This window comes from Lonsdalea populi, assembly GCF_015999465.1.
Classification (GTDB): Bacteria; Pseudomonadota; Gammaproteobacteria; order Enterobacterales; family Enterobacteriaceae; genus Lonsdalea; species Lonsdalea populi.
The window spans coordinates 215,752-229,786 of record NZ_CP065534.1 but is presented as its reverse complement, the minus strand read 5'-3'; the positions used below and the strand labels follow the sequence as shown (position 1 = coordinate 229,786).

Genomic DNA, 14,035 nt, shown 5'->3' with positions numbered 1-14,035 from the left:
ATCCCGTCACCACGTGGCGACAGTTCACCTCTGTTTATGCATACAGTGGAAGGCGTGAATTATAGCAATGCCGTCAGCGATGCCAACCTTGCAATTGCAATATGCGGCAGTAGCCGGGCTTCGCGCAGCTGCATCAGGTTGGCTCCCTGCGCTCCGATCCAGCAGGACTGCATTCCGCAGCGCACGGCGCCGGCCACGTCGGTGATGAGATCATCCCCCACATGCAGCAGGTGATGCAACGGTAAATGAAAACGTTCGGCGGCCAGATGAAACATGTCGTGCCACGGCTTGGCGCGCCCGTCCGGACCTGCGCGGAGCACAAACTGGAAGTACTCGCCCAGACCGCAGGCATAAGGATCGGCGTTGCCGTTGGTGATCGCCGCCAGCGGCCAGCGCCGGGCCAGCGCCCCGAGCGTGTCGTGGGTTTCCTGCGAAATGCTGATGCGGCTGCGCCAGTAGGCGAAGTGCGTCATCGCTTTTTCCGCGCCCTCGTCCGCCTCCGCCTCGCTCATCCCCTGACGCCGCAGCGCCAGCACCACCGTGCGGCGACGCCACTCGGTCATGTCGTGGTAAATTTCCGGTTCCTGCGCGCGCAATTCGTCACGCATCGCGCCGAATTCCATCTCGGTCAACGTGCTCAAACCCGGCTGGAGTCCGCGCAGGAACTGCAGCGCTTCCCGCGAGCTGCGCCGTACGACCTCAAAGTTGTCGTACAGCGTGTCGTCCAAATCGAAAGTGATGGCCTCGATACGGCCAAGCGGACGGTAAACCTGCATCAGGATTTGCCTCGTTTGGCACGGGGATGCGCCGCATCATAGACCGAGGCTAGATGCTGGAAATCCAGATGCGTATAAATTTGAGTCGTGGTGAGGTCGGCGTGCCCCAACAGCTCTTGAACCGCACGCAGGTCGCCACTCGACTCGAGCAGATGCGTCGCAAAGGAGTGACGCAGCTTATGGGGATTAATGTGGCTGTTCACGCCTTGCTTTACGCCCCACTCGGCGAAGCGCTTCTGCACGTTGCGCATAGAGATACGTTTGCCGAGGCTGGACACGAACACCGCGTCGTCATCCGGCGCATAGATATCCCGCAGCGCCAGCCAGCGGTGCAGCCAGGTCACCGCCGTTCCGCCCAAAGGCAAACGACGCTCTTTGCTGCCTTTCCCCATCACCCAGACTTCCCCGCTGTCCAGATCGATATGCCCCAAATCCAGACCCACCAGCTCGGCCAGACGCAGACCCGCGCCGTACATCACTTCCAGCATCGTCCGATCGCGCACCGCCAGCGGATCGCTATCGTCGATGTCCAGCAGGCGGTTGACCTCGTCCACATCCATATTCTTCGGCAGATGACGCCCGGCGCGCGGCGTGGCAATCCCTTTGGCAGGGTTGGCGTTCAACTCGCCGCAGCTCACCATCCAGTTAAGAAAACTGCGCAGTGCGGACAGACGCAGCGCCAGGCTGGAGGACTGCAGTCCGTCGCGCTTGCTGCGCACCACCACCGCACGCACTCCGGCGGCGTCCAACTGACGCCAGTCGCTGATGCCGGAGGCGGATAAAATAGTGATAACAGCCTGAAGTTGGTGCGCATAACTGCTTTGCGTCAGCGGGCTTAACTGCCGCTCGACGCGCAGATAGCGTAAAAAGGCGTCGGCCTGCGTCAGCAAGGGCGAGTCGGGGACGTTCACAGTCGTTCGATCCAGCGTTGCAGGACCATCGGCAAAATCGTCGCCAGATGCTGCAAGAGTACGGTCCCCATCCCTTCCTGATAATGGTGGCTATCGCGGCTGCTGAAAATCAGCAGTCCCAGATCGCCCTTTTCGCCCATCAACGACAACGCGACCGACCCCACCTGCCGCGCCTGAGGCAACAGCATCAGTAGTTCGGGTCCGTTAAGCGAGCCAAGGTAGTGATTCCGTTTTCCCAACCGCTGAATACGCAGAGGTTCGAACAACGTGCGGTTCAGCGCGAGATGGGTGAAATCAGACGGCGCGCCGATACGCCACTTGTCGCTGAACAGCCGCACCGTAGCACCGGACAGCCCCAGCTTACGCGCCCAGCGCTGCAAACGGTCCAACAGATCCTGCAAAGAAGCGGCCGCCGATAAGGCCAGCTGTAACTGCAACAGCTGATTGAACAGCGCCTCGTTCTGCGCGGCCTGCTCCATCAGCAGCGTAATGTCCTCTTCCAAATGCTGGATTTGGGTACGCTGACGCGACAGCTGCCACTCGACCAAAGACACGCTCTCCCGCACCGGGTGCGGAATGCGCATTTGTTCGACGTGACGGGAATTGCGGATGAAAAAATCGGGATTTTGATGCAGGAACTGCAGCACCATGTCGTCCGTCAGTTCCACTTCGCGATCGGCCTGTTCCTGCTGCTCCTCGACGCGTTTCATAAATAAATGAATCCATCATAAACATGCGTGGCTGGACCCGTCATGAACAACGGGTTTCCCGGCCCCGCCCAATGAATATCCAGCTCGCCGCCCGGCAGTTGCACTTTGACTTCCGCCGACAGCAGCCCTAGCTGAATCCCAACCGCGACGGCCCCACAAGCGCCGCTGCCGCAGGCCTGCGTTTCTCCCGCGCCGCGCTCAAAAACCCGCAGCCGAATGAGATCGCGATTAACAACCTGCATAAAACCAATGTTAGCGCGTTCGGGGAAACGTTCATGACTTTCGAGCAACGGCCCCAGCGTTTCGACCGGCGCCATATCGACGTCATCGACCTGCACGACGCAGTGCGGGTTGCCCATCGACACCGCGCCGCACAGCACAGTGTGTTCCGCCACGCGCATGATGTAGGTTTTCTCGGCTTTTGCGGCGCGAAACGGAATCTGCTGCGGTTCGAAGTTGGGCTCGCCCATATTAACGCGGACCCGTTCATCTTCGGTGACCGACAGCACCATGCGTCCACTATGGGTGCTCACGTTGATATGACGTTTATTCGTCAGCCCTTTCAGACGCACGAAACGAGCGAAGCAGCGGGCGCCGTTGCCGCATTGCGCCACCTCGCTGCCGTCGGCGTTAAAAATGCGGTAATGGAAATCCAGCTCAGGATCGTATGGCGGCTCAACGACCAGCAACTGGTCGAAGCCCACGCCGCAGTGGCGATCCGCCAGGCGGCGGATTAGCTCGGGCGAAAAATAGACATTTTGCGTAACGGCATCGACAACCATAAAGTCATTGCCCAAACCGTGCATTTTGGAGAACTGCATTATCCTGACTCCGCTGGCTCAACCGGACGCGGTAAATACGCTATCGTGACCTGTTAAAAGATGGGAAATCCCGTTCGATCGTCTGCCGTTATGGCCGGTTAGCCGATGGTTGCGGTGTCGTATTTTTCTGTGTCTGAGACTCGCTCGGCGTCGTGCTTTTATGCTCCGGCGGGAAGTACAGCGGCCCTTTCAGGCCACAGCCGACCACCCCGAGTGCAACCAGCGCCAGCGCAGCCTGGCGAAATAGCGTTTTCATAACGTTAAACCTGTCGTTCAGAGACTCATGCTCTCTATAATCGCAGCTGGATCATGAAAATCAACAGGAATCGAAAATCAACGACGGCGAGTTCGATTAATCGGACCGATGCACGAAGGCGCTTCGCGGACAGCATGTGCTAAAGCCGAGAGTGGGAAAGAGGCAGTTCGCGTACCGTCGAAAGGCGACGAGCCGGGAGACGAGCGTCAAAGCAGCAGCTGACTTTCGCCGTAGCGACAGATCACAGCGTTTGCAACTGTCGCGGGTTCAGACGCGTGGGGTCGTCCTGAAGCGATGTCATACACATCGGCGAGAGGTCGCTCTTGCGGAACGGGATCACCTTCGTGCGACCATCGACCAGGACGATCTGGTAAAACTGTGGCAGGTTGAAATTGATCGAGCTGGTGCCATAGGTGAAACGATCATGAGACGAAGAATAGAAACGGCTGACGTCACGCACCAGTTCCTCTTTACTCCCTTCGCAGTGATGGAACACTTCCACCCGGTTGGTCTCATCGAGAATATAGATATTGAACCCTTCGTTATCCGTCCGGTTTTCGAAGAAGAACTGAATGATCCCCTCGCTGGCGACGCCGTCTATCACCGGCGGCAGATGAACATGCGCGGCGGTCTCCACCTGAATAGGCAGCTCTTGCAGTTTGTTGTTGGAAATTGCGCCGTAGAACTCTACCGCGTTCTCCTGTTTCTGCACCGACACGCTGAGCCGTTCGAAGAACAGTCCCCAGGTCTGTCCCGCCACCTTCACCGCTTTAAAACGCCCCGGCTCCTGCCGCGTGCTGGACAGACGCAGCTCGATGCACTCCGACATCAGTTGCTGCACGCGCGTGCGGATCAGTCCGCGCAAATGCTGGCTGTAGCAGAAGACGTCCAGCGACTCCGGCAGCGCGGCGTCCTGATGCATTTTGCCCAGAATAGTTTTCAGCGCTTCCAATACCGCCTGTTCGCCGCTGAAGTGCAGGGTTCTGATTTCATTCCAGGAGTTGCGATACAGCAGATCGATGCTGCCGACCAGACACTGCTGCTTCTGACCGAAGCTAAACACGTCCAGTTGGCGGAAGTCGAAGTGCACGACCTGATTACGGAAGGCCGCCGTCGGATCGTGTTCAAGATTGACGATAATCGCCAGATGACGAATTTCGCACGGACTGTAGAGCGCCTTGGGTGTCGGCGGCGCGACACGCAGCGGGAAGTGGCTCGCGACGTCGGAGACCAATTCCTTGAGCTTGGCTAAGTCGCAGCGATCTCCGCCTTTGATATGCAGCTGCGTAGCGGACGTCAGCAAACCGTTGAAATAAGCCCAGGCCACCAGCTTGTTCAGATAGCGGTTATATTCCAGCGGCTGATGGCTGATAATCGCGTCCATCGACGGCGCCTGATTATACAGATACCAGCCACTGCGATTAGCGCGCCCGGCGGGCACATAGATGAACGTCAGGTCCGGCTCGGACAAATCAGGGGAAATCTGCGGATTCACCAGCGTTACCTTGCCCGGCAGCGCCTCGAAAGCGGCGTACAGCTTGCGCGTCAGCACACCGATATCCTGCGGGCTGGCGCTGACGCTCAAGTTGTTGCGCCGGGCAAAGCGGATCAGATTTCGATAACTCTGCATCATCGCATCCAGCAATTCGTTATGCGCTTCGCGCACCTGCTCGATTTTCCAGTTGGCGCGGTCATCCAGCATCTGCAGACGTTCGACGTCCCAGCCCCATTGCTGAACCAGCTGTGTCAGGATCTGCTCTCGCCAGGCGGTCTTGCCGACGCCGGTCGACAGTTTTTCGCAGACTTTGAGATAGAAGCAGCGGCGCGCCAGGTCCAGCCGCGGCATATCATCGATGGCGGTGAGATAGTGGGTGACGCGCTCCAGCATCATGCAGTACGGATCGAGCCCGAACGACACGATTTCGCCTTTATGCAAACGCGTTTTGATTTCGGCCGACAACAGGCAGGTCTCGGGATACTCCCAGGAGTAAGCTTCCAGCAGCAGTGTTTTCAGCACCGCTTTGTAGGGAGAGTCGATGCTTTTATAGAGCTGCCACAGGCTAGCGCCAAAATACTCTTCCGCCGACAGAGTGCTGAGGCCGCCCAGATCGAGCCACTCATTCGGCGCCAGCGCGCCCTGGGAATAGAGGTTGATGACATATTCATCGTAGTTCGGCTCTTCTTCTATCGGCACCATATTCCACAGGATGCGCTTGCCCGCCATGCAAACGGCGGTGCGGTAGAACTCATCCAGCAACAAAATGTGCTGGGTCGACCCGCAATCCTCGCCGCCCAGACTGCCGCTCTCATTGTGGCGGAAACGGTTCTCGTCCATGACGAAGAAACTAACGTCCACCCCCAGACCGGCCGCCCACTGTTCCAGCAGCGTGCATTTCTGCTGTAAGCGCTGACGCTCTTCGGTATCGAGCCAGGATTGATGGCATACCCACACGTCCAGGTCGGAAGTGCAGCTTTGGCCAATAGAAGAAGTGCTGCCCATCGAGTAAATACCGTTGATGGGGAATTCACCCTGCTCACACAGCGGTTCCGCCATCCCGCCGATTAACTGGGCGTCATCGAAGTAGCGTTGCTGGTTTTCATCAGGCGTGTAGAGGCATATGCCGTGCGGGACCTGACCTTCAAGGTAGCCCGGCATTTGAGGATGGTGGTGATGTAGTAAAACCGGCAAGAGACTGTAAACCTGCTGGAAAGCGGGTCTCATTGCTGCCAGAGCGCGATCAACTCGCAGTTGGTTAATCGCATCCAGCCTCTGCTTTAGTGTCTCGATGTAGAGGTACAAGACGTTTCGCCTGATTATCCCAGTGACTAAAAAAAGCCGTTTTTCCAACCTGTCCTGAGTCGCGATTTAGAGGAATAGCGGACAGTTTACTGCTGGAAACGTGATCAATTTAACACCTTGCTGAAAAGGCGTAAAGAAAGTAAAAAAAGTCAGAATTTTCGGTCTACACTGCGGGTTCGGTCCTGTTGTTGCTCACTCAGACCCCCGTCAACATTGATGATTTATGGCTGCTATCATTGCAATCGTCACCCACTGAGGTTTAGCCACGGCCCGGCAACTGACACTGGCGCAGCATCAATGGTACGATGCAACGAAACGATAACAACGGTATCCAGCATGTTAGACAATATTCTCAGAATTGCCACCCGACAGAGCCCGCTCGCCCTATGGCAGGCCCATTATGTACAACAACAGCTGCAGTCTTGTCACCCGGATTTACAGGTGGAGCTGGTGCCGATGGTAACACGGGGAGACGTTCTGCTGGATACTCCGCTCGCCAAAGTCGGCGGGAAAGGTCTATTCGTCAAAGAGTTAGAGCTAGCCCTACTTGAACATCGCGCCGACATCGCCGTGCATTCCATGAAAGACGTCCCGGTGGACTTCCCGCCGGGACTTGGGCTGGTCACCATCTGCGAGCGCGACGATCCCCGTGATGCGTTCGTCTCCAACCTTTACGCCGATCTGGACGCATTGCCTGAAGGCGCATGCGTCGGTACGTCCAGCCTGCGCCGTCAGTGCCAGCTGCGCGCCAACCGCCCGGATTTAGTGGTGCGCGACCTGCGCGGTAACGTCGGCACGCGCCTGTCCAAACTGGATAACGGCGAATATGACGCCATCATTCTGGCCGTTGCCGGCCTTAAGCGGCTGGGCATGGAAGACCGCGTGCGCTGCGCGTTGAGCCCGGAAGCCTCGCTGCCGGCGGTAGGTCAGGGCGCGGTCGGCATCGAATGCCGGCTGGACGACGCCCGAACGCAAAGCCTGCTGGCCCCGCTGAATCACACCGACACCGCCACGCGGGTGATGGCGGAACGCGCCATGAATACACGGCTTGAAGGCGGATGTCAGGTACCGATCGGCAGCTATGCGGAGCTGGAGGGTGACAGCCTGTGGCTGCGCGCGCTGGTCGGCGCGCCGGACGGCAGCCGCATCATCCTGCGCGAACGTCGCGGACCGCGCGCTGAGGCCGAAAGCATCGGCATTGCGTTGGCCGAAGAGCTGCTGGCCTGCGGCGCCGGAGAAATTTTGCAGTCTGTTTACGGTGCCTCGTCGTCATGACGATTTTAGTGACCCGCCCTTCTCCTGCGGGCGAGCAACTGGTTTCCCGTCTCTGTCAGGCCGGACTCACGGCCTACCACTGTCCATTGGTTGAATTTACAATGGGTCGCGAACTGCCCCAGTTACCCGCTATGCTGAATACATTACAGCCGGGTGATTTGGTCTTCGCACTCTCTCTCCAGGCCGTAAAATTTGCTCAGCCAGCCTTATCGCAGGCGGGTCTACGCTGGCCGACTACATTGCATTACTATGCCGTCGGCCGCACCACCGGGTTGGCGCTGCATACCGTCACCCGTCGGCCGGTCATCTATCCTGAGAGCCACGGCACCAGCGAAACGCTGCTGCAACAGCCGTCGCTCCAACAGGTGACTGGAAAGCAGGCCCTGCTGCTGCGCGGGAACGGCGGCCGGGAGCTGCTGGCCGATACGCTCCGCCAGCGCGGCGCGCGCGTCAGCTACTGCGAATGCTACCAGCGGACGCCGGTCCACTACGACGGCACCGAGCAAACGCTCCGCTGGCAAACGCTCGGCGTGGATACGCTGATCGTCACCAGCGGAGAAATGCTGCAACAGATCTATACTTTAGTTCCTGATTATTATCGGACTTCGTGGCTACTGAGCTGCCGAGTGGTAGTGGTCAGCGAACGACTGGCTGCCCTGGCCCGTGATTTTGGCTGGCGCGACATTTTGGTCGCCGATAATGCAGATAACGATGCGCTGCTGCGCGCACTACAATAAACCTGATCATAGGATGTCTCGTTATGACGGAACGCATGACCCCCACAGCCTCAGACGAAGAGGTTGTTGAACGGGCTGAATCCCCTTCTTCACAACCCGAACCGACACCGTCAGCACCTCAGCGTTACGGTGTGATCCTCGGTGCCGCAGCCATCGTTATCGCGCTGGGCTTAAGCGGCGGCGTTTACTATTACGCGCATCAGCAGACCTCTCAACAGTCTGCGGCCGTCGCGCAGTTGCAGGAGCAACTCGACGGTTTCAAACAGCAACAGCAGCAATCCCAGCAGACCTGGCAGCAGTCCCTGGCTCAGCAAAGCCAGACGCAAAACGCCAGCGACCAACGTCTCACCGCGTTGAACAATCAGGTCGGCGATTTGCAGGAGAAGCTGGATACGCTCTCCAATCATGACGCCAAAACCTGGCTGCTGTCCGAAGCCGACTTCCTGGTGAAAATGGCCGGCCGCAAACTGTGGGCGGACAAAGACGTCACCACCGCGGGCACGTTGCTGAAAAGCGCAGACGCCAGCCTGGCGGAGATGAAAGACCCGAGTCTGATTGACCTCCGTCGCGCCATTACGCAAGACATCAGCACGTTAGCCAGCGTCAATCAGGTCGATTTCGACGGCATCATTCTCAAGGTAAATCAGTTGGCCGATCAGGTGGACAACCTGCGCATGGCCGACAGCGATCTGGACCAAGCGCCGATGGATGAGAACGACACGTCCCTGTCCGCCTCGTTGAGCGAATGGCGTCAGAATCTGAGCAAAAGCTGGCACAACTTCCTGTCGGAATTCATCACCGTCCGTCGTCGCGACAGCGGCGCCGAACCGCTGCTGGCGCCGAACCAGGATATCTACCTGCGCGAAAATATCCGCGCCCGCCTGCTGGTTGCCGCTCAGGCGGTGCCGCGTCATCAGAATGAAACCTATCGACAGTCGCTGGAAACCGCCGCGGTATGGGTTCGCGCTTACTTCGATAACAACGATGCGGCAACCAAAGCCTTCCTGGAACAGCTGGATGCACTCAGCCAGCAGTCGGTCGCTATGGACGTGCCGACCGAACTGCAAAGTCAGCCTCTGCTGGAAAAAGTGATGCAGACCCGGGTTCGTAACCTGCTGGCGCAACCGTCAGCCGCGCCGCAGGGAGAGTGATTATGCTTAAGGTACTTCTGCTTTTTATCGTGCTGATCGCCGGTCTGGTCGCGGGGCCGATGGTCGCCGGCCATCAGGGCTACGTGCTGATCCAGACCGATAACTACAACGTGGAAACCAGCGTTACCGGGCTGGTCATCATGCTGGTGTTGTTCCTTCTGGCCTTTCTGCTGGTCGAGTGGATACTGCGACGCGTTTTCCGCACCGGCGCACGCACGCGCGGCTGGTTCCTTGGCCGTAAACGCAGTCGGGCTCGCAAGCAGACCAAAGCCGCGCTGCTCAAATTGGCGGAAGGCGATTACCGCCAGGTAGAGAAGCTGATGACGCGTAACGCCGATCATGCCGATCAGCCGGTGGTGAACTATCTGCTGGCCGCCGAAGCCGCACAGCAGCGAGGCGATGAATTCCGCACCCGGCAGTATTTGGAACGCGCCGCTGAAATCGCCGACACCGACCAGCTACCGGTCGATATCACCCGCGTTCGTATTCAGTTGGCCCGTCATGAAGACCATGCCGCACGCCACGGTGCGGATCGTCTGCTGGAAGTCGCGCCGCGCCATCCTGAAGTGCTGAGGCTGGCCGAGCAGGCATTTCTGCGCACCCACGCTTACAGCGCGCTGCTGGATATCCTGCCCGCCATGCGCAAAACCCAGTTGCACGACGAAGCCGAGCTGGCGGCCCTGCAACAGCGGGCAACGCTTGGCCTGATGAATCAGGCGATGTCGGAAGGCGGCAGCGAAGGATTGAAACAGTGGTGGAAAAATCAGAGCCGCCGTGTACGGCATGAGCAGGCGCTACAGGTTGCGATGGCGGAGCATCTGATTGAATGCGACGACCACCAGACCGCGCAGCAAACCATCGTAGAGGCCCTGAAACGTCAGTATGACGAACGACTGATCCTGCTGATGCCGCGGCTGGAAGCCGGTAATCCGGAACAGCTGGAAAGAATTCTGCGCCAGCTGATCAAACAGCACGCCGACGTTCCTCTGCTGCACAGTACGCTGGGCCAGCTGTTGATGAAACACGGAGAATGGGAACAGGCCGCCAAGGCATTCCAGGCCGCGCTGGCGCTGCGCCCGGACGCCCACGACTACGCCTGGTGCGCCGACGTCTACGACCGTCTGAAAAGGGTCGAGGACGCGGCCACACTGCGTCGCGAAGGTCTGTTGCTGTCGTTACAATCCACGCCAGCAGCCGTGGCCGACGACACGCCGACGCCGCAGGCCTGAACCCCACCTTAGGCGCAGACTCGCTCTGAGCCATCCTCATCGTCGATGCCCACCTTCCCGCCACCGCGGGAAGGTTTTCCCCGTCGACTCAATCCCAAAAGACGCGGCTGAATATCGTTCTGAACAAGCCGGCAACAACACGCTCCGCAACACTCCCACACTGACTTGCCGACCTTATTTGACCCGCAAAAAAAAAGCTTGCCGAACTTCGGCAAGCGTCAATAAACATCAGGTCTTGAAGACTAGGGGGGTGCCTCACTCAACGTCATGTCCGAAACGTTTCATGAAATAATTTTCATGTCATGGTGGACGATAGGCACCGATAAGGGCTCTGCGTCATTCCCAGGGTTATGAAGCCGAAGCAAACATAGAAAATGGAATGAGCATCTACGATGTGGATTCTGCATCAACCGTGCCACTCTTGCTACAGGGATTAGTCTGAAACCCCTGAGTCCAGATAATTGCTTTTAAATCAATAAGATTTCATGGTGCACCTGCCGTGCCGTCGCCGCTAAAAATATCGCAGGGCGAAAATGCAAAAACGCCAGCTTGTCACCTGTAAGAGACAGTCTGGCGTCCATTAAAAATAAAGCTTGTTCATCAATGCGTTATCCGTCTCCTTTTGACGACGGTCTGCACCTGGCACTGTCGCTTGACGAAGACAGTCCGAGGTCGCCGCTCACGGCTCAACATGAGGGCTTTATGGCGCGGCGATTCTCGCGACCTACGGCGGTGAATACCGAATAACGCTGCCCTTACCCGCCTTGCAGCGATAGCGATCACGCTTCCTGCGACAGTTGCTCCAGGCTTCTGCGCGCCACGCTGTAGAGATAATGCGCCGTCGGGAACAGCGCCCGATCGTCCACCCGGAATTTAGGATGATGCAGTGCATAGGGTCCGCCAGAGCCGACCATCATGAACGTGCCCGGCAGCTTCTGCTGATAAAATGAGAAGTCTTCGCCAATAGGACTGGATTCCACACGGCGAGCCTCGAATCCTTCATCGCTGGCGACCTGCAGGGAGAACGCCACCCAGTGAGGCGTGTTGACGACTGACGGCGGCCCGGCGTGCCACAGTAGCTCAATCTCCGCGCCATACGTGCTGGCAATACCCGCAACAATTTGCCTAAAGCGCTGTTCAATCAGGCCGCGCGCTTCTGCACTAAAGGTCCGCACCGTGCCTTCCAGATAGGCCGTGTCGGGAATGACGTTCCAGGTACTGCCGCTATGTACCTGCGTAATCGATACTACCGCGCTGTTGTCCGATGGGACGCTACGGCTGACGATCGTCTGCACGGCGCCGATCAGCTGTCCTACGATGACGATCGGATCGTTGCCCTCATGCGGCTTGGCCGCATGACATCCTTTGGCGGCGATCTTGACTTCGAAACGATCAACGCCGGCGGTCAGCGCGCCATCCTTACCCCCGATCACTCCGACCGGCAACGTTGGATCGTTGTGGATCCCAAAAATCGCCGTCGCTCCGTCCAACGCGCCGGCGGCGATGACGTCAGGCGCCCCTAATCCGGTCTCTTCCGCCGCCTGAAACAGAATGCGCACCCGGCCTTTTAGCTCGGACTCCGCCCGTTTCAGCAATATCGCCGCGCCCAGCGCCGCCGACGTATGAAAATCGTGCCCGCAGGCGTGCATCACGCCCTGGTGATGGGAGCTAAACGCAACGCCGGACTCTTCTTCAATCGGCAAGGCATCAATATCCGCGCGCAGCACGACCAGCGGCTCCGCCTCAGGGCGGCCAATCTCCGCCACCAATCCGGTTTTCAGCGGCAGGTCGAGGATGCGAATGCCCTCTTTTTCCAGCTCGGCGCGGATTTTACGGGTGGTTTCGAACTCCTGATGAGACAGTTCGGGATACTGGTGCATATCGTGGCGAAACGCCTGAACATACTGCGCCAGTGGTTCATGCTGAGGGTTCACTCTCATAGTCGGAAACTCCTAACGGTGACGCCGGCGGACAACGCCGGGAGTAACAAAAGGTAAGCATCGATCAGATAATCTATATTCGTCGGTTCATGAATCGTCGTTAACTGCCGCACGAAGCGCTGGGGCCACTTCCCGGAGCCGGACGGTCCGATAATCACCGCCACCACTTCCCCCTCAACGGCCTCAGGCTGATAGCATTCAGACCTTACCTCACGCATTTCGGCGGTGCCAAGGTTGTTTCCGTTCAGCAGAAAATCAGTCGGGTGGGAAGCCATTGGTACTCTTCGCATACGGTTCAATGCGGTTTTGCTCAGGCCAGACTAAGGACGGAAATCCTCTGAAAAAGAGCATTGGGCTAAAAATATAGCACGCTGAATTGGCCGGACATATACCGTATGAGACTAAGGTAGAACGGTGAAAAAAAACGTTAAAAGTATTAATAATCAATAAAAAAACCAAAAACCATGCAAAAATCATGGTTGAAAAGCCGTCACAGATCATGGATAAAAAACCATTGTTTAATTGGCGAATTATTCATCGCTGCCTACAATTAATGGCACTGCTTTATTTCATGTAACAGCAAAAGGAGCTACCGGGCGCAGTATTGACGTAACGCCAAACAGATTCCAAACGTTTTCCTAAAAGGAGGAGCGGTACGATGACAGACAAGGCACCAGAACCCCCTTTACGCTTAGATGCTTGTGCTTTTTTCTTCGATCTCGACGGTACGCTGGCCGAGATCCAGCCCACCCCCGAACAGGTGGTCGTCTCATCTGCGGTTTGCAATACGCTACATGCCCTGTTTACCGGCAACGATGGCGCGCTGGCGTTGATCTCTGGACGCCCGATTGCAGAGCTGGACGCGCTGGTCGCCCCACTTATCTTACCCGCAGCGGGGATTCACGGCGCAGAACGGCGCGAAATCAATGGGCAACGCCATGAGACGCGCCTCCCCGCCGATGTCGTCGGCCCCTTGCAGGAAGCGCTGACCTCCGGGCTGGCCGCGCTCCCCGGCTGCCGACTGGAAAACAAAGGCGCATCCTTCGCATTGCACTACCGTCAGGCCCCGGATTATAAGCCGGAGATCACGGCGCTGGCGGAATCGCTATGTCAGCGTTACCCGCAGCTGACCGTCCAGACCGGCAAATGCGTGGTCGAGCTGAAACCACGCGGGGCCAACAAGGGCGCCGCCATTAAAGGCTTTATGCAATCTCCACCTTTCGCCGGGCGCACGCCGCTTTTCATCGGTGATGATACCACCGATGAAGCCGGATTCCGCCAGGTCAACGCACTCGGCGGCATTTCCGTCAAAGTCGGTCCAGGGCCCAGCGAAGCGCGCTATCGACTTGCCAACGTCGCGGCGGTACATCTTTGGCTCACACGGCAGCAGGCCATGTATGAAAACAAAATTTCATTGGTAAGGAGCTAA

Annotated in this window: 13 protein-coding genes; 5 read left to right on the top strand and 8 right to left on the bottom strand. The window is 57.9% G+C overall.

Going from position 1 to position 14,035, the window contains the following annotated elements:
- Positions 1-59: 59 nt before the first annotated feature.
- The 6 genes from yigB to I6N93_RS01030 form a co-directional block, all read right to left on the bottom strand.
- The gene (yigB, locus tag I6N93_RS01055) at positions 60-776 is read right to left on the bottom strand and encodes a 5-amino-6-(5-phospho-D-ribitylamino)uracil phosphatase YigB (RefSeq protein ID WP_085687281.1); all 717 of its coding nucleotides are present in this window, start codon (positions 774-776) and stop codon (positions 60-62) included.
- The gene (xerC, locus tag I6N93_RS01050) at positions 776-1,666 is read right to left on the bottom strand and encodes a tyrosine recombinase XerC (protein WP_373853676.1); all 891 of its coding nucleotides are present in this window, start codon (positions 1,664-1,666) and stop codon (positions 776-778) included. The genes yigB and xerC overlap by 1 nt, the downstream gene beginning before the upstream one ends.
- Before the next feature lie 17 nt (positions 1,667-1,683).
- Entirely contained in the window at positions 1,684-2,397 is a 714-nt protein-coding gene (locus I6N93_RS01045) for a DUF484 domain-containing protein (protein ID WP_085687285.1), read from the bottom strand.
- Positions 2,394-3,218, bottom strand: a complete 825-nt coding sequence (dapF, locus tag I6N93_RS01040) for a diaminopimelate epimerase (protein WP_085687287.1) — start codon at positions 3,216-3,218, stop codon at positions 2,394-2,396. The genes I6N93_RS01045 and dapF overlap by 4 nt, the downstream gene beginning before the upstream one ends.
- An 88-nt stretch (positions 3,219-3,306) precedes the next feature.
- Entirely contained in the window at positions 3,307-3,474 is a 168-nt protein-coding gene (lptM, locus tag I6N93_RS01035) for an LPS translocon maturation chaperone LptM (RefSeq protein WP_085687289.1), read from the bottom strand.
- Positions 3,475-3,715: 241 nt separating this feature from the next.
- Positions 3,716-6,274 (bottom strand): class I adenylate cyclase, encoded by a 2,559-nt coding sequence (locus I6N93_RS01030; RefSeq protein ID WP_112111547.1) that lies wholly within the window; start codon positions 6,272-6,274, stop codon positions 3,716-3,718.
- 336 nt (positions 6,275-6,610) lie between these two features.
- Here I6N93_RS01030 and hemC point away from each other — a divergent pair, with 336 nt between their 5' ends.
- From hemC to hemY, 4 genes are read left to right on the top strand one after another with little or no spacing between them, the layout of a single operon-like run.
- Positions 6,611-7,549 carry a hydroxymethylbilane synthase gene (gene hemC, locus I6N93_RS01025; protein WP_085688897.1) on the top strand — a complete coding sequence of 313 codons (939 nt, stop codon included), beginning with the start codon at positions 6,611-6,613 and terminating at the stop codon, positions 7,547-7,549.
- Positions 7,546-8,286 carry a uroporphyrinogen-III synthase gene (gene hemD, locus I6N93_RS01020; protein ID WP_085688900.1) on the top strand — a complete coding sequence of 247 codons (741 nt, stop codon included), beginning with the start codon at positions 7,546-7,548 and terminating at the stop codon, positions 8,284-8,286. The genes hemC and hemD overlap by 4 nt, the downstream gene beginning before the upstream one ends.
- A gap of 23 nt (positions 8,287-8,309) precedes the next feature.
- Complete coding sequence (gene hemX / locus I6N93_RS01015; RefSeq protein WP_085688903.1) at positions 8,310-9,437, top strand: uroporphyrinogen-III C-methyltransferase; 1,128 nt, start codon at positions 8,310-8,312, stop codon at positions 9,435-9,437.
- Between the two features lie 2 nt (positions 9,438-9,439).
- Complete coding sequence (gene hemY / locus I6N93_RS01010) at positions 9,440-10,666, top strand: protoheme IX biogenesis protein HemY (protein WP_085688906.1); 1,227 nt, start codon at positions 9,440-9,442, stop codon at positions 10,664-10,666.
- Positions 10,667-11,445: 779 nt separating this feature from the next.
- Here the strand turns inward: hemY and I6N93_RS01005 are convergent.
- Together I6N93_RS01005 and I6N93_RS01000 are read right to left on the bottom strand one after the other, a co-directional pair.
- On the bottom strand, positions 11,446-12,606 hold the full coding sequence (locus tag I6N93_RS01005; RefSeq protein WP_085688909.1) for an amidohydrolase: 1,161 nt from the start codon (positions 12,604-12,606) through the stop codon (positions 11,446-11,448).
- Positions 12,603-12,881: an ATP-binding cassette domain-containing protein gene (locus I6N93_RS01000; protein ID WP_085688912.1), complete on the bottom strand. Its 279-nt coding sequence runs from the start codon at positions 12,879-12,881 to the stop codon at positions 12,603-12,605. Before I6N93_RS01000 ends, I6N93_RS01005 begins: the two co-directional genes overlap by 4 nt.
- Positions 12,882-13,264: 383 nt before the next feature.
- Between I6N93_RS01000 and otsB the strand changes: the two genes are divergently transcribed.
- Positions 13,265-14,035: a trehalose-phosphatase gene (gene otsB, locus I6N93_RS00995; protein WP_085688914.1), complete on the top strand. Its 771-nt coding sequence runs from the start codon at positions 13,265-13,267 to the stop codon at positions 14,033-14,035.

Excerpts from the sequence above, each read along its gene's own strand:
- yigB (WP_085687281.1), bottom strand. The coding sequence starts at position 776 with ATGCAGGTTTACCGTCCGCTTGGCCGTATCGAGGCCATCACTTTCGAT.
- I6N93_RS01045 (WP_085687285.1), bottom strand. The coding sequence starts at position 2,397 with ATGAAACGCGTCGAGGAGCAGCAGGAACAGGCCGATCGCGAAGTGGAA.
- dapF (WP_085687287.1), bottom strand. The coding sequence starts at position 3,218 with ATGCAGTTCTCCAAAATGCACGGTTTGGGCAATGACTTTATGGTTGTC.
- lptM (WP_085687289.1), bottom strand. The coding sequence starts at position 3,474 with ATGAAAACGCTATTTCGCCAGGCTGCGCTGGCGCTGGTTGCACTCGGG.
- hemC (WP_085688897.1), top strand. The coding sequence starts at position 6,611 with ATGTTAGACAATATTCTCAGAATTGCCACCCGACAGAGCCCGCTCGCC.
- hemD (WP_085688900.1), top strand. The coding sequence starts at position 7,546 with ATGACGATTTTAGTGACCCGCCCTTCTCCTGCGGGCGAGCAACTGGTT.
- hemX (WP_085688903.1), top strand. The coding sequence starts at position 8,310 with ATGACGGAACGCATGACCCCCACAGCCTCAGACGAAGAGGTTGTTGAA.
- hemY (WP_085688906.1), top strand. The coding sequence starts at position 9,440 with ATGCTTAAGGTACTTCTGCTTTTTATCGTGCTGATCGCCGGTCTGGTC.
- I6N93_RS01005 (WP_085688909.1), bottom strand. The coding sequence starts at position 12,606 with ATGAGAGTGAACCCTCAGCATGAACCACTGGCGCAGTATGTTCAGGCG.
- I6N93_RS01000 (WP_085688912.1), bottom strand. The coding sequence starts at position 12,881 with ATGGCTTCCCACCCGACTGATTTTCTGCTGAACGGAAACAACCTTGGC.
- otsB (WP_085688914.1), top strand. The coding sequence starts at position 13,265 with ATGACAGACAAGGCACCAGAACCCCCTTTACGCTTAGATGCTTGTGCT.